The 19,360-nt window shown below is 45.1% G+C and carries 20 protein-coding genes and 1 pseudogene; 17 read left to right on the forward strand and 4 right to left on the reverse strand.

What is annotated here, in order from left to right; translation table 11 throughout:
• Positions 1–38: 38 nt before the first annotated feature.
• Complete coding sequence (locus tag LKD46_RS16790) at positions 39–221, reverse strand: DUF6783 domain-containing protein (RefSeq protein ID WP_334303264.1); 183 nt, start codon at positions 219–221, stop codon at positions 39–41.
• On the opposite strand from LKD46_RS16790, the gene LKD46_RS16795 reads away from it, so the two are divergent.
• Both LKD46_RS16795 and LKD46_RS13665 read left to right on the forward strand, forming a co-directional pair.
• Positions 153–308, forward strand: coding sequence for a DUF6783 domain-containing protein (locus LKD46_RS16795; protein WP_334303265.1), 156 nt, complete (start codon positions 153–155; stop codon positions 306–308). The two genes, LKD46_RS16790 and LKD46_RS16795, sit on opposite strands and share 69 nt — an antisense overlap.
• Positions 309–383: 75 nt before the next feature.
• Positions 384–3,683 carry an Ig-like domain-containing protein gene (locus LKD46_RS13665; RefSeq protein ID WP_227574239.1) on the forward strand — a complete coding sequence of 1,100 codons (3,300 nt, stop codon included), beginning with the start codon at positions 384–386 and terminating at the stop codon, positions 3,681–3,683.
• A 71-nt stretch (positions 3,684–3,754) separates the two neighbouring features.
• Here LKD46_RS13665 and LKD46_RS13670 read toward each other — a convergent pair whose 3' ends face one another.
• Positions 3,755–4,300, reverse strand: coding sequence for an NADH peroxidase (locus LKD46_RS13670; RefSeq protein ID WP_015526390.1), 546 nt, complete (start codon positions 4,298–4,300; stop codon positions 3,755–3,757).
• 107 nt (positions 4,301–4,407) lie between these two features.
• On the reverse strand, positions 4,408–4,812 hold the full coding sequence (locus LKD46_RS13675; RefSeq protein ID WP_015526389.1) for a Fur family transcriptional regulator: 405 nt from the start codon (positions 4,810–4,812) through the stop codon (positions 4,408–4,410).
• A gap of 382 nt (positions 4,813–5,194) precedes the next feature.
• Between LKD46_RS13675 and LKD46_RS13680 the strand changes: the two genes are divergently transcribed.
• From LKD46_RS13680 to LKD46_RS13730, 12 genes and pseudogenes are all read left to right on the forward strand, one after another.
• A complete protein-coding gene (locus tag LKD46_RS13680; protein WP_173753027.1) occupies positions 5,195–5,788 on the forward strand; it encodes a DUF3793 family protein in 594 nt (197 codons plus the stop codon).
• 30 nt (positions 5,789–5,818) lie between these two features.
• Positions 5,819–6,244: a flavodoxin gene (locus LKD46_RS13685; protein WP_118515241.1), complete on the forward strand. Its 426-nt coding sequence runs from the start codon at positions 5,819–5,821 to the stop codon at positions 6,242–6,244.
• Between the two features lie 252 nt (positions 6,245–6,496).
• Complete coding sequence (locus LKD46_RS13690; protein WP_021653091.1) at positions 6,497–7,252, forward strand: threonine/serine exporter family protein; 756 nt, start codon at positions 6,497–6,499, stop codon at positions 7,250–7,252.
• An 89-nt stretch (positions 7,253–7,341) separates the two neighbouring features.
• Complete coding sequence (locus LKD46_RS13695; RefSeq protein WP_015526384.1) at positions 7,342–7,845, forward strand: threonine/serine exporter family protein; 504 nt, start codon at positions 7,342–7,344, stop codon at positions 7,843–7,845.
• Complete coding sequence (locus LKD46_RS13700; protein ID WP_138276935.1) at positions 7,818–8,027, forward strand: hypothetical protein; 210 nt, start codon at positions 7,818–7,820, stop codon at positions 8,025–8,027. Before LKD46_RS13695 ends, LKD46_RS13700 begins: the two co-directional genes overlap by 28 nt.
• 418 nt (positions 8,028–8,445) lie before the next feature.
• Entirely contained in the window at positions 8,446–10,425 is a 1,980-nt protein-coding gene (metG, locus tag LKD46_RS13705) for a methionine--tRNA ligase (protein WP_227574240.1), read from the forward strand.
• A gap of 12 nt (positions 10,426–10,437) precedes the next feature.
• Entirely contained in the window at positions 10,438–10,917 is a 480-nt protein-coding gene (moaC, locus tag LKD46_RS13710; RefSeq protein WP_021653088.1) for a cyclic pyranopterin monophosphate synthase MoaC, read from the forward strand.
• Positions 10,917–11,906: a GTP 3',8-cyclase MoaA gene (gene moaA, locus LKD46_RS13715; RefSeq protein ID WP_118608948.1), complete on the forward strand. Its 990-nt coding sequence runs from the start codon at positions 10,917–10,919 to the stop codon at positions 11,904–11,906. The genes moaC and moaA overlap by 1 nt, the downstream gene beginning before the upstream one ends.
• Before the next feature lie 3 nt (positions 11,907–11,909).
• Complete coding sequence (locus tag LKD46_RS13720; protein WP_015526380.1) at positions 11,910–12,398, forward strand: MogA/MoaB family molybdenum cofactor biosynthesis protein; 489 nt, start codon at positions 11,910–11,912, stop codon at positions 12,396–12,398.
• Between the two features lie 374 nt (positions 12,399–12,772).
• Positions 12,773–13,180 (forward strand): annotated as a pseudogene (locus tag LKD46_RS16800) (MOSC domain-containing protein); the annotation flags it as partial.
• A gap of 24 nt (positions 13,181–13,204) precedes the next feature.
• Complete coding sequence (locus LKD46_RS16805) at positions 13,205–13,990, forward strand: TatD family hydrolase (RefSeq protein WP_255621152.1); 786 nt, start codon at positions 13,205–13,207, stop codon at positions 13,988–13,990.
• Positions 13,991–14,917, forward strand: coding sequence for a hypothetical protein (locus tag LKD46_RS13730; RefSeq protein ID WP_110103080.1), 927 nt, complete (start codon positions 13,991–13,993; stop codon positions 14,915–14,917).
• Between the two features lie 320 nt (positions 14,918–15,237).
• On the opposite strand, the gene LKD46_RS13735 is transcribed toward LKD46_RS13730, so the two are convergent.
• Positions 15,238–16,326: a pyridoxal phosphate-dependent aminotransferase gene (locus LKD46_RS13735; RefSeq protein ID WP_227574242.1), complete on the reverse strand. Its 1,089-nt coding sequence runs from the start codon at positions 16,324–16,326 to the stop codon at positions 15,238–15,240.
• 294 nt (positions 16,327–16,620) lie between these two features.
• Here LKD46_RS13735 and LKD46_RS13740 point away from each other — a divergent pair, with 294 nt between their 5' ends.
• The 3 genes from LKD46_RS13740 (at position 16,621) to LKD46_RS13750 (ending at position 19,245) form a co-directional block, all read left to right on the forward strand.
• Positions 16,621–17,565 (forward strand): ketopantoate reductase family protein, encoded by a 945-nt coding sequence (locus LKD46_RS13740; RefSeq protein WP_227574243.1) that lies wholly within the window; start codon positions 16,621–16,623, stop codon positions 17,563–17,565.
• 115 nt (positions 17,566–17,680) lie between these two features.
• A complete protein-coding gene (locus tag LKD46_RS13745) occupies positions 17,681–18,247 on the forward strand; it encodes a LemA family protein (RefSeq protein ID WP_227574244.1) in 567 nt (188 codons plus the stop codon).
• Between the two features lie 56 nt (positions 18,248–18,303).
• Complete coding sequence (locus LKD46_RS13750) at positions 18,304–19,245, forward strand: TPM domain-containing protein (protein WP_227574245.1); 942 nt, start codon at positions 18,304–18,306, stop codon at positions 19,243–19,245.
• Positions 19,246–19,360: the final 115 nt, after the last annotated feature.

Raw genomic sequence — 19,360 nt, forward strand, 5'->3', positions numbered from 1 at the left:
AAAAAGGAACCGGGAGACCGATTCCTTTTTTGGTGATTTCAGAACATCTCTGAGTGCTGGTATTTCAAGGCTTTTTGGAATGTTTTTATTTGCTTTATATTAGAGCGTGTTTGAAAAATCATTCCTGCAATCTGCACGCCCCACTTTGCGGTATATTTCACCCGAATTCGGTTGCCGTAGCCCGCTACGGCGCCCTCATCCGGGAGAAATCTCCCACAAATTGTGACGCACATCTTGCAGAAAGCCTTTTTCAAACACGCTCTAGCACACTGGGCAATTTTTTACGAGTATATTTTTTAAACCAGTAGAAGGAAGAATATGATAGCCAGTACTTCAATGAATATAGTATAATTATGGCAGAAAAACGAAAATGGGAGAATCATATGAAGAAAAAGAGGATTGCAATGCTTTTGGTCGCAACACTTACGTTTTCACAGAGTATGGGCGCGGTCATACCGGTAGCAGCTGAGGAACTGACAGCAGATACCGGACAGGAAACTGCAGAGACAGAAGAATCAGAAGAAATAGTTCAGGAGAACGGTGGTTCGGAAACAACAGGGGAAGCAGCTTCAGTGCCTGATCTGGAAGACGATGAGGAATTAAGTCTTCAGGATGATGCAGAGAATGCGGAAGAAGAAATTGCAGAAGAAGAAAACGTATCAGAAACTACGGAGCTATTCGGGGATAACACCGAAAATCAGGAGGTCTTCAGTGACGGTTCAGAAGGTGGAGAGTCTGCTGAAGCAAATGAACAATATCAGCTTAATCTGATATTTGAAGGTGCCAGTGGAGGCCAGGATTTACTGCCGAACAGCCGTGTCAGGATAAAATCCCGTCTGGTTGATACAATTGGCTATAGTGATGTTTCTGCATATGAATTGAAAGTTGCTCCGGTAACGGGTGGAAATGGTGTCAAAATGGCAGACGTATCATTAGATGGCCAGGATATTGTGCTGGATGTTTACAATAAAACCGGAGACGCCAGAATTTCCGCAACGGCATTCATAAATGGAACTGAAGTGGCAAAAAGGGAATTTGGGGTTAACATCAGTGAGTATGTGATCCTGCCGGAAAAAATCACAGATACAAGTGGTAATGAAATCAACCTTGAAGTAGGCCAGCAGCTGGATATAGCAAAAGACATGAAACCACAGCTTGTCCGTTACAAAGATGGAAAAGGAGACCCGATTCCGGTAACAGGGGACAATTACAAGATCGTCATGTCACAGACAGGTCCTGGAGGTGAAGAACTTCGTGATTATGATGCAGATGGCCTGAAATGGATAGAGGTTCCGGGACAGGATCTTCCAATCCTGGAGAGAACAACAGAGAATTCTACATGGTTTGCACTTTTGGCTATGGAGAGATCAGAAAATGGAGACTGGCATTATATTACCCGACATCATTATGAACTTACTTCTTTGATCAGCAACGATTATGACAATGGTCATAATGATGACAGCGAAGAGAAAAGCTCCTACAGACTGGTATATGATTATCAGGATACGACAGGAAATGAAGCCATGCTGCCGAACAGTCAGATGACAGCTACCACTTATCTGGAGGACAAAACAAAGGATTATCAGAGAGTAGATGATTATAAACTGGAAATCCTGGAACAGTCAAAGCTGGCAGATATTTCAGTTTCTGCAGATGGAAAAAAACTTGTTATTAAATCTGGCAATAAAACCGGTCAGGGCTGCTGTTACATATCTGTACAGATACCGGATGGAAAAGGCGGATACAGAGAAGCCTTCAGAAAAGATATGTGGTTCAGCGTCAGTGAGTATGTGATCCTGCCGGAAAAAATCACAGATGCAAATGGAAATGTAATTATTCCTGAAGTAGGCCAGCAGGTAGACATTGTAAATAACATGAAACCACAGCTTGTCCGTTACAAAGATGGAAAAGGAGATCCGATTCCGGTAACAGGAGATAATTATAAAATCGTAATATCTTCATGGACAGATGAAAGTACAGGCACAGTGTACCATGATTATGATACAGACGGCTGGAAATGGATCGATGTTCCAGGGCAGGAGCTCCCAATCCTTGAGAGAACATCAGGATATGGCACATATTTTGGGCTTACTGCAATGGAAAAAAGTGCAGATGGAAACTGGCACCAGATTGCAAGACGGATGTATGAGGTGGATACTTTACCCGGTTATAATGGCGACGACAGTGGAAACTTCGGTGACAGTGGTCATGACAGTGATGATAGTGAGGAAAAAAGCTTTTATAATCTGACATACGATTTGGAAGGCACAGCAGGAAATGAAGCCATGCTGCCGAACAATGAAACGACCATTGTGACAGACATACTGGATAAAACCAGTGGCCAGCATCCGGTAAAAGATTATAAGCTGGAAATCATAGAACAATCAAAACTGGCAGAAGCTACAGTTTCTCCGGATGGAAAGAAGCTTATAATTAAATCCAACGATAAAACCGGTGTTGGCTGCTGTTATGTAGCAGTAAAACTTCTGGATAAAACCGGTGAATATAAAGAAGCCTTCAGAAAAGATATATGGTTTGAAGTCAGCGAATTTATGCTGATACCGGATAATCTGACAGATAAGAATGGAAAGCTGCTTAATCCGGCTGTTGGAGAATCCATTAATCTCGCCAATTTAAAAGTAAAACTGGTTCAGTATATAAACGGAAAAGGCGATCCCGTTGAGATTACAGGAAATGATATAAAAATCGTAGTGATGAGCTGGAAGGATACAGAATCCGGTAAACTGCAATATGATTACGATGATGAAGCATGGAATATGCAGAAAGTTTCCGGCCAGGAGCTTCCGATCATGACGAGAAAGTCCGATGATAATACAAGGCTTGCACTGTCTGCCATGCGAAAAAACAAAAACGGGGAGTGGGAGCGGCTTGTAAGGAAACATTTTGAGATTGGAGAAAACAGTTCAAAACACAGTCACAACTGGAAAGCAGTAAAAACTGTTCAGGCAACCTGTACGTCAAAAGGAAGCAGAACCGATAAATGTACTTCCTGTGATGGTATAAGAACCGTAACACTTCCGGCAAAACATACCGCTGTAAAAGATGCAGCAATTGCAGCGACAGTATTTAAGGCAGGAAAGAAGGAAGGAAGTCATTGTAAAGTATGTGGCAAAGTGCTCAGGAAACAAATTACAGTTGCCAAACTGAAACCGACGATTTCCCTGACTGCATCTTCCCTGAAAATGAAAGCAGGTCAGTCTACCACTGCATTTAAAGCAGCCGGACTGGCGAAAGGTGATTATGTTACAAAAGTGACATCCGGAAATACAGGAATCGTAAAAGTATCTTCTGTGACAAAGAAGGGAACTTTCAGATTGACAGCAGGTAAAAAGGCAGGAAGTACTACAGTTAAGGTTATTCTTGCAAGCAAAAAGTCAGCATCTTTTAAAGTTACCGTACAGAGAGGAGCAGTAAAAACTTCGAAAATTACTGTAAGCACTAAATCTGTGACACTCAAAAAAGGAACTACTTACCGTAAACTGGCATCTTCAGTTAAAGTCACTCCTGTAACCAGCCAGGAAAAAGTTACATACACATCATCCAACAAAAAAATCGCGACAGTAACATCAGGTGGTGTGATCAAAGGTCTGAAAAAAGGAACCGCAACAATCACAATCCGAAGCGGCTCAAAGAGGACAACCTGTAAAGTTACAGTTAAATAAAAATTGTACGAAAAAAGGGGGAATCACTTCTGTGATTCCCCCTTAAAAAATCCTTATTTTATGCGGATTTCTTATTTGCCGAAGTATCTTTTAAGCAGACCAGCGAATGCTTTTCCGTGTCTTGCCTCGTCCTTAGCCATCTCATGTACTGTGTCATGGATTGCGTCAAGGTCAGCTGCTTTCGCACGTTTTGCAAGGTCGAATTTACCTGCTGTAGCGCCGTTCTCAGCCTCTACACGCATCTGAAGGTTCTTTTCTGTGCTGTCTGTTACAACCTCACCAAGGAGCTCTGCGAATTTAGCTGCATGCTCTGCTTCCTCGTAAGCTGCTTTCTCATAGTACATTCCAACTTCCGGATATCCCTCTCTGTGAGCTACTCTAGCCATTGCAAGATACATACCAACCTCAGAGCACTCGCCCTCGAAGTTAGCTCTCAGATCTGCAAGGATGTCCTCGCTGACGCCTTTAGCAACGCCTACAACATGCTCAGCTGCCCATGAGAGCTCGCCTTCCTGTTTCTGGAATTTAGAAGCTGGTGCTTTACATACTGGACAGGCTTCCGGTGCCTGCTCGCCTTCATAAACATATCCACATACTGTACATACCCATTTAGCCATAGTAATGATCTCCTTTTCTTTTTTGAAATATATTGTTTATTTTTGTTTCTCTTGAATTAATAATAGTAATTATTACTATTTTATGATACCATGTGATTTTTATTTTGTCAAGCTTGTTTTTCTTCTTTTTTCAGGCATTCCTTGCAGATTCCATAGAAGCTTGCGTCTACGTCAAAGACTTTTCCGTGGATAAATTCTGCAGCTGCCTGTTCAAGAATTCCGTTAAGGCTGTCTGACTGCATATCGATCACCCGGTTGCATCTGGTACACATGAAATGTGAGTGTGGTGCGACCCTTCCATCGTAGCGATCCGCGCTTCCGAAATTGGTCAGCTTCCGGATCTCACCGATGTCACTGAGAAGAGAAAGATTACGGTAGACAGTTCCGAGGCTGATGTTCGGGTAGATCTGTCGAAGATTCTCGTATACTGTATCTGCCGTTGGATGATCTGTTCTGGATCTCAGAAATTCCTTGATGGATTCTCGCTGACGGCTGTATTTAAGTGCTGCCATAATGTCCTCTCCTTTCAGTAATAGTAATTATTACTGATATTATAATACATGACAGAGGGAGGTTTGTCAAGAGGTTTTGATCTGATTATCCTGAAATATTTTCATTTTATGAGCTGGATGTAAATAAGTATTTTTACGCTGCAGGTGTAGTGGATATTTGCAACCATGCAGGGGACTTACCTGATTCGGTTAAATGGTGAGAACTGGCAGTCGGATGTCTGATAGAGTGTTTGTTATAAGGAATATTGTGCCTTTAATGATGGTATTTTATCAATAAAAATTCCTAATGAAAATTTTTAAAAAATAAGTTGACAGAGGCTAACTATGGTAGTATATTTACAATAGTTAGACAAATCTAACTAACGTGTAAAGGAGAATGCAAATGACTTGTGAAAAATTTGAATCTGTCATGGGTTATCATTGTTCCCCTGTATTAATGGGAATGAAACCGGCGAATCTTGTTTCCTTTTCCAAGGAAAAAATTCCGGAACTGCCGGAGATCATTTCGGATTATGAGGAGAGTCTTGAACGGGAAGGTATCCGTATGGAGATCATCTGTGGATGCAGGAAGCATTATCTTCTTCTGGTGTACCGGCCGGATATGCTGCAGGAATATCTTAAGCAGGATGAAGCCAGGAAACTTTTGCTCCAGGATGGGTATAATATAGATGGTTCTTTGGATGAGATGATCGCCCGTCTGAAGGAGAGATTTTTTTATAAGACGGAGTTTCCTCATGAGATCGGACTTTTCCTGGGGTATCCCATTGAAGACGTGAAGGGTTTCCGGAAATTTGGAGGCAGTGGCTGCAAGATGTGTGGTTATTGGAAGGTTTATGATGATGTGGAGCAGGCTCGCAGGATTTTTGACAGCTATGATAAGTGTCGGGAGTTTACTGCGGCGCAGATCCGTGCGGGGTATTCGATTTTGCAGGTTGTTGGTATGAAGCATCTCTGTACATCTCAGATGTGCGTATAATATAAAGTTTAAAAACAGGAGGTTTTTGAGATGAGCAAGGTAGGAATTATTTACTGGTCTTCTACAGGTAACACAGAGGCTATGGCGCAGGCTGTAGAGGAAGGTGCCAAGGCTGCCGGTGCGGATGTTGAGATTATGGAAGTGGCTGATGCGGATGTGGATAAAGCGCTTTCTTTTGATGTTCTGGCTCTTGGTTGTCCGGCTATGGGGGATGAGGAGCTTGAGGAGGGTGAGTTTGAGCCGTTCTTTTCTGATCTGGAAGGTAAACTTTCCGGTAAAAAAGTTGCACTTTTCGGTTCCTATGACTGGGGCGACGGAGAGTGGATGAGAACATGGTGCGGCAGAGCAAAAGACGCAGGCGCAGAGCTTGTTGAGGATGAGGGTCTCATTGTAAACAACACTCCTGATGATGAAGGACTTGCAGCTTGCCGTGAACTTGGCGGAAAACTCGCATAAGATTTGTTAGATTTCAGATAAATAAAAACTGAGCAGAGCATTGGATTTTCAAACACCAACACCATCCGGACAGAAGAGATAGACATCTTTTTTGTCCGGGTGGTGTTTTATTTTGAACAAAAATATCTGCTTATTACTTTGAGGAAATATAGAAGAAATGAATATTAAGACAAAAAATCCTTGTTGATTTTAATATTTACGTGTCCTAAAATAGATAAAAATGAAATAAAGCAGGAAAGTGAGGGATGCCGGATGACGCGGGAGGAAGCGGAACAGTATTTATATTATGCGATGACAATTGGTGAACAGCTTCTTTGCTGCGGAGCAGAGGTTGGACGTGTGGAAGATACCATACGGCGGATCTGCCTGGCATATGGAGCCACCCGGGCAGATGTTTTTTCTATCACATCCAGTATTGTGACGACTATTTATGGAGAGGATTTCGGTATTTGCACCCAGACGCGGCGTGTGCCGGGAATGTCCAATGATCTGGGACGGCTGGATGACCTGAACCAGCTTTCCAGATACATCTGTGAGTATCGGCCGAAGCCGGAGGAGATCCAGAAGGGGCTGGAAAAGATCCGGGATAAACAAGGATATTCTTTTAAAACGCAGATTTTGATCTATGCTGTAATTTCAGGTTCTTTTTCAGTGTTTTTCGGAGGAGATGTCAACGATATGATTGCTTCTGCGCTGATTGGTATCGCCCTGAAGCTGTTTGAGGCTTTTGTAAAAAAAGGTGCATTAAACTCGCTGCTGACAGTGCTTCTTTGCTGCGGAGCCGGCGGAGTACTTTCCAATCTTACAGTTCTGATCGGGCTTGGACATCATGCGGATCTGATCAGTATCGGAAATATCATGCTTCTGATACCGGGAATTGCATTTACCAATTCATTGCGCGATATGTTTTCAGGAGATACCATTACAGGTTTGATCCGATGTATGGAGGCACTTTTGCTGGCATTGGTCGTGGGCCTTGGTTTTACGGTGGCGAATCTGTTGTTTTAACCGAATCAGGGAAGTTCTCTTGAAGGTTGCGAAAAGCAATAAGCAGTGAATGAGGAGTTTAGATACTGCATCAATTGCGGAGTAGCGAAATGCAGCAGATGATGGGAGTATTTGAGAGTAGTTATGATTTTATTCAGGAGGAAAACATGCGGGAAATCATACAGCTGGTCGTATCCTTCACAGGATCCCTCGGCTTTGCGGCATTATTTAATATCCATGGAAAAAAACTCTGGTTTGCGGCATTGGGTGGATGTCTGTCCTGGGCTGTATATCTGGCAGTAGAGTTCATAACGCCAAGTCCGTATGTGTGCGGTTTCTGGTCAACAGTAGCTATTACTTTGTATGCAGAATGTATGGCAAGAATTCATAAAACGCCGGTAACTGTATTTCTGGTTTCTGCGACAATTCCGTTGATTCCGGGAGCAGCACTTTACCGGACAATGAACTGGATGTTGATGAAGGACTGGGCAAAATTCCAGAAAGACGGAATCTATACGATCCTTTTTGCGGTGAGCATGGCAGCAGGAATGACGCTGACAACCATTGCGTTCCGGATGGCGTGGCGGTGGATGTACAGGCAGAGGAGAATGTAATACAGTATCGAAATTCCCCGTTTACAAACCATCGGAAATGTGTTACGATTTTCCCATATGGAAAACTCATGGAAGAAGAGAGTACATGTGTACACCGTACTACAGGGAAATCCCCGGAGGACTTTTTAGATGCAGGCTGTGATGTAGTTGAGGTCATAGATCTGCAGCAGGGTGAATGGTGAAGGTTCACTTTATGCAGGAGTTCTGAGACTGAGAGGGATGTGCAGGCGCAGATGGAAGATGGCTTCGGAGAGGCATTGCTGAACCGGTTTAAACGCGATAAGCGAAGTGTGAATGTCCGATTTAACGGACACCGGCAGGCAGTGACAGGACCGCCTGTTATAGCGGAAGGGTATAGAGCTTGCTGTACCTGATGAGGTTTTTGCCGCGAGGCAGGAACGAAAAGAAGTGGTAACACGGGTAATAACTCGTCTTCTCATATCGTTATGGTATGAGAAGGCGTTTTTTTATGTCGCTGAGAATTACTTGGTAATCTTCCAATGTCCCCGGACAGGAATTTTCCTGTTCTGACGGAATATATTTTCAGTCCGTTATGAGTAAGTACACAATTTATTTTTATATTTATGGAGGAAAGAAAAGATGGAAAAGCAGAGATATTATATCAGCACTGCCATTGCGTACACATCCGGTAAACCGCATATCGGAAATACCTATGAGGTCGTTCTTGCGGATGCGATCGCACGTTTTAAAAGACAGCAGGGTTATGACGTATATTTTCAGACAGGTACTGATGAGCATGGCCAGAAGATTGAGCTGAAGGCTGAGGAGGCTGGTGTTACACCAAAGGAATTCGTAGATAACGTTTCTGGCGAGATCAAACGTATCTGGGATCTGATGAACACATCCTATGATAAATTCATTCGTACAACAGATAAAGACCATGAAGAGCAGGTCAAAAAAATCTTCAAAAAAATGTATGCAAAGGGAGATATCTACAAGGGTCATTATGAAGGAATGTACTGTACACCATGTGAGTCCTTCTTCACAGAGTCCCAGCTTGTAGACGGCAAATGTCCGGACTGCGGACGCCCATGCGTACCTGCCAAGGAAGAGGCATATTTCTTCAAAATGAGTAAATATGCAGACAAGCTTATTGACTACATCAACACACATCCGGATTTCATCCAGCCGGAGTCTCGTAAAAATGAGATGATGAACAACTTCCTTCTTCCGGGACTTCAGGATCTCTGTGTATCCAGAACATCCTTTAAATGGGGAATCCCGGTAGATTTTGATCCGAAGCACGTTGTATATGTATGGCTGGATGCTCTGACAAACTATATCACAGGTATTGGTTATGACTGTGACGGAAACAGCAGCGATACATTCAACAAATACTGGCCGGCAGATCTTCATCTGATCGGAAAAGATATCATTCGTTTCCATACCATTTACTGGCCGATCTTCCTGATGTCTCTGGATCTTCCGCTTCCGAAACAGGTATTCGGACATCCATGGCTGCTTCAGGGCGATGGAAAAATGAGTAAATCCAAAGGAAATGTAATCTATGCAGATGAGCTGGTTGAGTTCTTCGGTGTAGATGCTGTCCGTTATTTTGTACTCCATGAAATGCCATTTGAGAATGACGGTGTGATTACATGGGAGCTGATGGTTGAGAGACTGAATTCCGACCTTGCAAACACACTTGGAAATCTTGTAAACCGTACAATTTCCATGTCTAACAAATATTTTAACGGAGTCGTTGAGAATAAGAATGTTACTGAGCCGGTTGATGAGGATCTTAAGAGCTTCATCCTTCAGGTTCCGAAGAACGTTTCCGCAAAAATGGACAAGCTTCGTGTGGCAGATGCTATCACAGAGGTATTCTCTCTGTTTAAACGCTGCAACAAATATATCGACGAGACAATGCCATGGGCACTTGCAAAGGATGAGACAAAGCAGGATCGTCTTGCAACCGTTCTCTACAACCTGGTTGAGGGAATCTGCATCGGCGCATCTCTTCTGAAATCCTTTATGCCGCGTACAACAGAGCGTATTCTTGTACAGCTCAACGCAAACGAGAGAACTCTTGAGAAGATGGAGCAGTTTGGTCTTTATCCTTCAGGAAACCGCGTAACCGACAAACCGGAGATCCTTTTTGCGAGACTTGACCTGAAAGAGGTTCTTGAGAAGGTTGAGAAGCTTCATCCGAAGAAAGAAGAGCCGAAAGAAGAGCCGAAGGAAGAGGTAGAAGAGGAGAAAACAGAGAATGTGATCGATATCGAGGCAAAGCCGGAGATCACTTTCGATGATTTTGAGAAGCTGCAGTTCCAGGTTGGTGAGATCATCGCCTGTGAGGAGGTTAAGAAATCCAGAAAACTTCTCTGCTCTCAGGTTAAGATCGGAAGCCAGGTTCGTCAGATCGTATCCGGAATCAAGGCTCATTATTCCGCAGAGGAAATGGTGGGCAAAAAGGTTATGGTCGTTACAAACCTGAAGCCTGCCAAGCTTGCCGGAATCCTCAGCGAGGGTATGATCCTCTGTGCAGAGGATGCAGACGGAAATCTTTCCCTGATGGTACCGGAGAAAGAGATGCCTGCAGGCGCTGAGATCTGCTAAGTATAGACAGATATGGAATTGAATCATTTTGATAAAAACGGCAATGCTGTTATGGTGGATGTGTCCGACAAACCGGTCACTCACCGTACGGCAACAGCCACGGGTTCCATTCAGGTAAGCCCGGAGATCATGGCCGCGGTAAAAAGCGGAAATGTGAAAAAGGGTGATGTACTTGGTGTGGCCCGTGTGGCAGGTATCATGGGTGTGAAGCGTACTTCTGAGCTAATCCCCATGTGCCATCCACTTCCCATCCAGAAGTGTTCTGTGGATTTTGAGACCGATGAGGATGCGGGAGTGATCCGTGTATTCTGCACGGTAAAAACAGAGGGAAAAACAGGCGTGGAGATGGAGGCGCTGACAGGTGTTCAGGTGGCGCTTCTTACCATTTATGATATGTGCAAGGCAATTGACAAGCATATGGTCATGTCTGATATCCATCTGGAAGAAAAAACAGGAGGCAAAAGCGGAGATTTTCGTTTTGAGGAAAAATAATGATAGACAGGTGCGGAAGAAATATTGATTATCTCAGGATTTCCGTAACTGACAGATGTAATTTGAGGTGTATTTATTGTATGCCGGAGGAGGGAGTGCAACATGTGGAGCGCTCCCTCATTTTGCAGGAAGAGGAAATTTTGAGGATCTGCCGGGTGATGGCAGAGCTGGGTATCCGGAAGATCAAGCTGACCGGCGGGGAACCGCTTGTACGGCCGCGGATGCCTCAGCTGGTGGAAAAACTGAAAAATATGCCGGGGATCGAGAAGGTGACTCTGACTACAAATGGTGTGCTTCTGAAAGATCAGATGAGTGATTTTGCCCGGGCGGGGCTGGACGGATTGAATATCAGCCTGGATACGCTGGATGAGGCCTGCAGCAGGAGGATCACGCGGCGGGATGAACTGGGGCGGACGCTGGAAGGGATTTCGGAGGCAATGAAGTATCCGGAGATTTCACTGAAGATCAATTGTGTGCCTCTTGGGATCCCGGAGCAGGATCTTTGCCGGGTGGCGCTTTTTGCCAGGGATCACAGGGTGCATGTGCGGTTTATTGAGATGATGCCCATTGGGATGGGAAAAGAATTTCATGGGGTGTCGGAGGAGGAACTGCTTCGGATCCTTGGGGAAAAGCTTCCGCGGTTTTCGCCGTATGTTGGGGAGCCCCTTGGGAATGGACCGTGTCATTATTATGATGTGGATGGTTTTTCCGGAAAGATCGGGTTTATCAGCGCGGTGAGCCATAAGTTCTGTGGGGAGTGTAACCGGATCCGGCTGACTTCTCAGGGCTTTTTGAAGACTTGTCTGCAGTATGCGGCGGGAAGGGATCTTCGGGAGGTGATCCGCAGTGGTGGTTCGGATGAGGTGCTGAAGGCTGTGATCCTGGAGGCTTTGGCGGAGAAACCGGACGGGCATGTTTTTGGCGGAGGTCTGGAGAGACAGAAGGATGATAAGACGGAGAAGCTTTGTATGGCTCAGATCGGAGGTTGAGTGATGAAGAGAGTTGCTGTGATCACTTCTAGTGATAAGGGGTACAGAGGAGAGCGGGAGGATCTTAGTGGTCCTGCTGTGAAGGAGATTATGGAGGCGGCCGGGTATGAGGTTGTTTCTGTGGATGTTTTGCCGGATGACCGTGGGATGCTTGGGAGCCGGATGGCTGAGATCGCAGATCTGGGGCTTGCGGAGCTGATCCTGACTACGGGTGGTACCGGGTTTTCTCAGAGGGATGTGACACCGGAGGCTACAGAGGATGTGATCGAGCGGCGTGTGCCGGGGATTCCGGAGGCGATGCGGGCGTTTAGTCTGACGATCACGAAGCGGGCGATGCTGAGCCGGGCTACGGCCGGGATCCGGAAGGGGACGTTGATCGTTAACCTGCCGGGGAGTCCTAAGGCTGTCAGGGAGTGCCTGGAGGTTATTATTGAGGCGTTGGGGCATGGGATTGAGATTTTGACCGGCGATGCTGGAGAATGCGGACGGTAGTGTGTGGTGTATACTTAGACTAACGAACGGACGCCCAACGGAGGCAGGGCCAGTACGGTGACACGCTGCGCGGCCTGTTCGGCTGCGTCGCTGGTTTGCTGCCATTCGCGCCAACTCGCCTGTGGCTCAAACAGGGCGCTCGGTGGCAGCAGCTATACTCGCCTCTCGACGGCCGCTCCGCTAACGTCACCGCACTGGCCCTGCCTCCGTTGGGCTGGTTGTTGAATGTGGTAGGTTTTATGATTAAAATTCATCTCCAGCGATTCATAATTCCTGAGGCTTGAGAGTTACATGTGGTAGGTTTTGGAAATCAATATTGCTGGTGTGATATAGGAATAAATTTGGTAATGATGTGTGATTAATAGGAGTTTGCTATGGGAAAAGTACTTGCGGTTTGTATCAGTGAGAAGAAAGGAACACAGAAGAAGAATGTTGGGTCTGCGGTTTTTGTGGAGGACTGGGGGCTTGAGGGGGATGCTCATGCCGGAAAGTGGCACCGGCAGGTGAGTCTTCTTTCCGGTGAAAAGATCGATGCGTTTCGTGCGAAGGGCGCAGAGGTCGAGGATGGTGCTTTTGGTGAGAATCTGGTTGTGGAAGGGATTGATTTTGCAAAGCTTCCGGTTGGCACCAGATTTCGCTGTGGTGAGGTTGTGCTGGAGCTGACTCAGATCGGAAAAGAGTGCCACAATGGCTGTGCTATTTTTCAGAAGATGGGTGAGTGCATCATGCCCCGGGAAGGTGTGTTTACAAGAGTGCTGAAAGGTGGAAAAGTTTCCGTCGGTGACGAGATGACTGTGGATAAAGCTATGATTTTTGATACTCATGCACATTATGATGATGAGGCTTTTGATGAGGATCGTTTTGCCATGCTGGATAGTATGCAGGAGAGCGGGATCGGGCATATTGTGGATGTATGTGCTTCTGTGGGACATTTTGACCGGGTTTATGATCTGGTTGAGAAGTATCCTTTTGTTTATGGCGCAGTGGGTGTTCATCCGGATGATGCGGATAAGGTGGATGCAGCTGTGCTGGATGAGATCCGCAGATATTGCGACATGAAAAAAACGGTAGCCGTAGGTGAGATCGGCCTGGATTATTACTGGCATAAGGAGAAGGAGGAGCATCTTCTCCAGCAGAAGGTATTCCGCCAGCAGATGGACATCGCCCGTGAGAAAAAGCTCCCATTTATGATCCACAGCCGTGACGCAGCAGAGGATACGCTGAATATTGTGAAAGAATATATGCAGGATGGGATGTATGGCGGAGTTATCCATTGTTTTTCCTATAGTAAGGAGATTGCAAGGGAGTATCTGAATATGGGACTTTATCTTGGAATCGGCGGAGTGGTTACTTTTAAGAATTCTCGGAAGCTGAAGGAAGTGGCAGAGTATGCACCGTTGAATCAGATCCTGCTTGAAACCGACTGCCCCTACATGGCACCTGTGCCGAACCGTGGAAAGAAAAACAGCTCCCTGTATCTGCCGGAGGTTGTGAAGACCATTGCGGAGATTAAGGGAATCAGCTGCGAGGAGGTTGTGGCTGTGACGGAGAGTAATGCGTTGAAGATGTTGCTTAATAAGGGCGGTGAGTAAATGAAAGCAAAAAAGTGGCTAACGATTATGTCTCTAATAGTTTCATTGTTGGCTTTAGTGGCTGCATTTGTAATCGGAAAAGACAGTAATTGCATATATTATGATGTTTCTATGGCTCTTCTTGGTAGTGCCGTTCTTGGATTCATAATGTCCATTACAGAATATTATGTTGAAAGACATAAAGCTATGGAAGAGTTTTGGATTCAGGCAACTAATATATTAAAAGAATTGAGAAAAATAAAGCATCTTGATATGGATGCTCCAACTAATTTAATCATAGAAGCATTTGGGGAAGAACGTTCAAATGAGTGGAATCAAATGTTCTCTCTATTGTCTGAAGACAAAGAAATTCAACACAGAGCAAAAGACAACCTGATTTCTTGGTATGAAGAAAATATTTCTCTTCCATTTGATGAAAATACAGATGTTGAAAAAGAATTGGAAAAACTGTATCAGTCAAAAATGGAAGGTTACCAAAAAACATTTATGCATTGTATGAACGGTTACCAACTTGCTTCATCAGTTGAGTTGGGAACATTGGATAACGCTTACGGTAATCTAGATTTTATCTTTGCAAACAAGTGTATTCGCAAGAAGGCATATGATTCAATCTATGATAAAATCAGAAAGATTGTTATCCAGTTTAAAACAGAAGCATATCATTTCAATCTGTTAGAAGACGGGAAGGGAAACTTTCCGGTATGTGCAACAAAAACATCAGATTTAGACAAAGAATATTTTCTATCAAAAGAAGTAACTGAACATGGCTATACTTACACTTTGGTATACCAAAATATCTTTGACGATATTGATGCATCACTAGAGGAGTTTAGAAGCAAAATATATCGAACCAAATATATAGAACCTAAAAGAGAGCCTATTTCTGGTAAGATGATATATTTTGGTGAAGATAAAAATAAAGAATAATAACCTCGCATACCATTTCGGTACTTGAGCATAAGAAAACGACCACACAGGAGCATTCTTACTCTTGTATGGTCGTTATTTCTTTTGTCACCGCTTGAAGACGTCACTCAAAAACTGTTTTTCTTACAATCCCTAAGTGAAGGCTATCTTTGGTGGAAGAATGTTTCATGAGGGAAGCTACGGGATCGACGAAGCAGTAAGGGATGCTATGATCCTTGCAGAAAAATATGCAGGTAAAAAAATGCCTGACAGAAATGTCTGTCAGGCACCGGAAGCATAAAACAGGGGATCCGGAAATCCAGGATTGTATTGTACAGCTTTTACAGTGATTTCAGCACTTTAACAAGCCGTGAATTATCCTCCGGCATCATAATACAGAATCGTACAAATTCCCCGTCCAGGCACTGGAAGGAAGAACAGTCACGGATCATCATGCCTTGTCTGATGCAGGCTTCAAATACGTCATAGGAGGTCAGTCCGTTTTTCAGGATCCGGAGCAGGATAAAGTTTGCATAGGCGGGATAGATTTTGTAGGTATCTGTATCCTTCAGCTCCCGGATCATCCGGTCGCGTTCGGAAAGGATCAGATTTCTGGTTTCTTTAATATAATCTTCATCCTGCAGCATGATCTCTCCTGCAAAGGCACCAAGGCTGTTAAGTGACCATGGTGTCTGTTTTTCGCGCATTTTTGCAAGAAAGTCCATATTTCCGGTGATGCCGTAGCCCAGGCGCATTCCGGGAGCAGCGAAGAATTTGGATACGCCGCGGAGTACCATGAGATTGGTGAATTCCCGTGTCAGCGGAACTGCGGTGATGGCGTTGATATCCGGGGCAAATTCCACATAGGTTTCGTCGATCATCACGAAGATATTTTTTTCTGCACAGAAACCGATAAGTCTGCGAAGCTCTTCCTGGGTGATGGCAGAGGAGGTCGGATTGTTGGGGTTGCAGAGGATGAGAAAATCATAGCCCTGCTCTAGCTTCCGGCAGAGATCCGGAATGTCCGGCTCGAAATCATTGCTTTCCTGAAGGTGGTAGTATTCCTGGGTACTTCCGGAGAAAGAGAGCTCTCTGGAGTATTCAGAATAGGTAGGTCCAAGGATCAGAGTATGCTTCGGGGCACGCTCCTGGATCAGAAGGGAGATCAGCTCACTGGAGCCGTTTCCCGGAAGGATGAAATCAGCGGGAATATTGCAGTAGCTGGAAATCGTATTCCGAAGGGATGTGTATTCTCTGTCCGGGTAGGAGGAAAGGATATCCACGTGTTCTGCAATGGCTCTGCCGGCTTTTGGGGAAAGTCCCAGAGGATTGACATTTGCACCGAATTTGACGATGTTTTCTTTTTTCAGATTGTAGTAGCTGCAGATCTTTTCTATATCACTTCCGTGAAAAACGGGTTTGGTATCCATTTTTGTCACCTCACATTTTTGTTTTTTTCGTAAAAAATTTATATCCAGTATACACCAGAATCCGGGACAAAAAAAGACGGGATAAAAAGTTTCTGTATTTTTCTATATTTTTTGAACAGGATATTATTGAAAATTGCTTTCTGGAAATGTATGGGAATATTTGATACAATGAGCAGGTAGCGAATGCGGATTGTGAATATCCATGCTGTTTGTCAATGTGGACCGTGAATATCCACATTTTTCCCGGGGCGGGTAAGTTTTCAGGGAGAAACAGCAGGAAAGGAAACAGAAAATATGAATACAGAAGAGAAAAAGATCGCAGTGATCGGAATTGGTGGTGTTGGTGGTTACATAGCCGGGCTGCTGGCGAAGGCGTATCCGCATGTGACGATGGTTGCACGTGGCGCCAGGGCAGAGAGCATCCGGAAAAAAGGCCTGGTGCTCCACAGTGATTATAAGGGTGAGATCGTGGCAAAGCCAGAGCGGGTAGTTCCAATTCAGGATATGGGACAGCAGGATTATATTTTTATCTGTGTAAAAAATTATTCTCTGGCTGAGGTGTGCGAAAGTATCCGGGACATGGTCACGGATGACACCGTGATCATTCCTGTGATGAATGGTGTGGACCCGGGAGAAAACATCCGCCGTCTGGTTGGTAAGGGAACGGTTGTGGATTCGCTGATCTATACGGTGGCTTTTGCCAATGAGGATTTTTCCATTTCCCAGCAGGATACGTTTACGTGGCTTTGTATTGGAATCAAAGATGCGGATGAACGGCAGCAGAAGAAAGTTGCAGAAGTGGCAGGGATCCTGAAAGGTGCGGATATTGACTATAAGGATCAGGGGGATATTGAGGTGGAGATCTGGAGAAAGTATATCCTCAACTGTGCCTTTAATGTGATGACTGCTTTTTATGATAATACCATCGGGGAGCTCCGCAGAGATCCGGTGAAAGCGCAGCAGTATGAAAAGCTTGTATGGGAAGCTGCCAGTGTAGGTCAGGCCAAGGGGGTTGCGCTGACGGATGAGCACATCAATGAGGTGATCCATAAATTCCGCCATGTACATGCAGATAATGCAACCAGCTCCCTGCAGAGAGATTTTCGCATCCGGAGAAAACAGACGGAGCTGGAAACCTTCAGCGGCTATATTGTGAAAGAAGCGAAGAAACTTGGTGTTTCCATTCCGCTTTCCGAAAAAATATATCAGGGACTTATGGAAATGGCAGAAAAATTCTGATCGAAAAGGTGAGTTTTTCTGGTGGAATCCTGTATGCTCTGGTACAATGGGGATATAAAAAATCCTGTATTGCAGGCTGAAAGGTTATCTGTGATATCGGAAGGGAGGAAAAGAGATGAAGAAAGTATTTTTGGCTGTTATTGCAGTGATCGTGGTCCTTGCTGGAGGACTTATGCTCAGTTACAACGGGCTTGCCGGAAGTAAAGAAGCTGTGGAAACAGCAGAGGCTGATGTGGATACCATGCTGCAGAGACGTGCAGATCTGATCCCGAATCTCGTCAGCACGGTAAAAAGTTACACGAAGCATGAGACGGGGGTTGTTGACAGGGTTCTGGAGGCGCGGGACCAGCTGATGAATGCAGATACCGTGGAAGAGAAATCTGAGGCAGATCAGCAGATGGACAGTGCACTTTCCGGTCTGAAGGTTGTGGTGGAAAATTATCCGGAACTGAAAAGTGATACTACTTATGTGGGCCTGATGGATGAACTGTCCGGAAGCGAAAACCGGATCTCTGTAGCGAGAAAAGATTATAATGAGGCTGTGAAAGCTTATAACACAAGGCTTGTGAAATTCCCAGGGAATGTATTTGGTTCCATGCTTGGCTTTGAGAAGGCGTCGTATTTTGAGGCCGATGATTCAGCAGCAGATACGCCGGATGTAGGGGATATGCTGGCAGAGTGATAAGATCAGACCATTGTTCTGATGAAATGAAAGAACGGATAGAGGGAGAATATCCTATGAAAAAATGGATCGGACGGATGGCTGTGCTGCTGGCTTTTGTATTGACGCTGTCCGGAAGTACGCTGGCAGCTTTCGGGAAGATCCCGTCTGCCACAAAAGAATTCTATGTTAATGATTATGCAGGGGTTTTCAGCGATACCTGGAAGGAAGAGCTTTGCAAGGCTGGTGAGCAGCTGTATGAGGATACCACAGCGCAGCTGGTTGTCCTTACCGTGGATACCACCGATGGGGAAGACATCAGTGATTATGCAGTGGAAACCGGCCGCAAATGGGGAATTGGTTCAAAGAAGAAAAATAATGGTGTCCTGATCGTCCTTTCGGTTTCGGACCGTAAAGTTTGGGTATCTGTTGGCTACGGTCTTGAGGGAAAGCTGCCTGATTCAAAGACCGGACGACTTCTGGATGAATATGCAGTTCCTTCCTATAAAGACAATCAGTTTGAAAAAGGTACCGTGGAGCTTTATTATGCACTGCTAAATGAGATCCGTGAGGAATACGGCCTGGAGAAGATAACAGCTCCCAGGTATGAGAAGGTGCAGCAGGATGTGGACGACGATGAGGATGAGGGAACTGTCTGGGAGATCGCGCTGGGGCTTGTGATGATCGTTTTGCTCATGGTGGGCGCATATCTGCTGTGCGTGATGCTGCCTGTATTTCTTATCGTAACTATGGTTCTGGTTCTGAAGGGCCTGATAATGAAATTGTCGGGAAAGGATACCGCAGACTACTGGAAAAAGAATTTCAGCCGTATGAATGTACTGCACCGGCTCTTTAATTCCCTGTTTCCGCTGAGCTGGATCCTGGGAAGAGGGGGAAAAAGCAGCGGCGGAAGTTCTGGTAATGACGATGACAGAGATGATGATTATGACAGCTACGACAGCGGAAGCTCCGGAGACGGAGGAAGCTTCGGCGGTGGCGGTGCAGGCAGGGATTTTTAGTGGTGTCGGCATGAATCGCCGGTTCTCTTGTACAGCACAGGCGGAGCTTTCTAATGCTCTTGACAAAATTTCTCAACTTTGCTACAATGACGAAAATCAATTCCGTGAGGGAGTA

It is taken from the genome of Blautia fusiformis, assembly GCF_020686995.1.
Classification (GTDB): domain Bacteria; phylum Bacillota; class Clostridia; order Lachnospirales; family Lachnospiraceae; genus Blautia_A; species Blautia_A fusiformis.

Bases quoted from the DNA above. Each gene is read 5' to 3' on its own strand.
- LKD46_RS13665 (WP_227574239.1), top strand. From the start codon at position 384: ATGAAGAAAAAGAGGATTGCAATGCTTTTGGTCGCAACACTTACGTTT.
- LKD46_RS13670 (WP_015526390.1), bottom strand. From the start codon at position 4,300: ATGGCTAAATGGGTATGTACAGTATGTGGATATGTTTATGAAGGCGAG.
- LKD46_RS13675 (WP_015526389.1), bottom strand. From the start codon at position 4,812: ATGGCAGCACTTAAATACAGCCGTCAGCGAGAATCCATCAAGGAATTT.
- LKD46_RS13680 (WP_173753027.1), top strand. From the start codon at position 5,195: ATGACTTGTGAAAAATTTGAATCTGTCATGGGTTATCATTGTTCCCCT.
- LKD46_RS13685 (WP_118515241.1), top strand. From the start codon at position 5,819: ATGAGCAAGGTAGGAATTATTTACTGGTCTTCTACAGGTAACACAGAG.
- LKD46_RS13690 (WP_021653091.1), top strand. From the start codon at position 6,497: ATGACGCGGGAGGAAGCGGAACAGTATTTATATTATGCGATGACAATT.
- LKD46_RS13695 (WP_015526384.1), top strand. From the start codon at position 7,342: ATGCAGCAGATGATGGGAGTATTTGAGAGTAGTTATGATTTTATTCAG.
- metG (WP_227574240.1), top strand. From the start codon at position 8,446: ATGGAAAAGCAGAGATATTATATCAGCACTGCCATTGCGTACACATCC.
- moaC (WP_021653088.1), top strand. From the start codon at position 10,438: ATGGAATTGAATCATTTTGATAAAAACGGCAATGCTGTTATGGTGGAT.
- moaA (WP_118608948.1), top strand. From the start codon at position 10,917: ATGATAGACAGGTGCGGAAGAAATATTGATTATCTCAGGATTTCCGTA.
- LKD46_RS13720 (WP_015526380.1), top strand. From the start codon at position 11,910: ATGAAGAGAGTTGCTGTGATCACTTCTAGTGATAAGGGGTACAGAGGA.
- LKD46_RS16805 (WP_255621152.1), top strand. From the start codon at position 13,205: ATGATTTTTGATACTCATGCACATTATGATGATGAGGCTTTTGATGAG.
- LKD46_RS13730 (WP_110103080.1), top strand. From the start codon at position 13,991: ATGAAAGCAAAAAAGTGGCTAACGATTATGTCTCTAATAGTTTCATTG.
- LKD46_RS13735 (WP_227574242.1), bottom strand. From the start codon at position 16,326: ATGGATACCAAACCCGTTTTTCACGGAAGTGATATAGAAAAGATCTGC.
- LKD46_RS13740 (WP_227574243.1), top strand. From the start codon at position 16,621: ATGAATACAGAAGAGAAAAAGATCGCAGTGATCGGAATTGGTGGTGTT.
- LKD46_RS13745 (WP_227574244.1), top strand. From the start codon at position 17,681: ATGAAGAAAGTATTTTTGGCTGTTATTGCAGTGATCGTGGTCCTTGCT.
- LKD46_RS13750 (WP_227574245.1), top strand. From the start codon at position 18,304: ATGAAAAAATGGATCGGACGGATGGCTGTGCTGCTGGCTTTTGTATTG.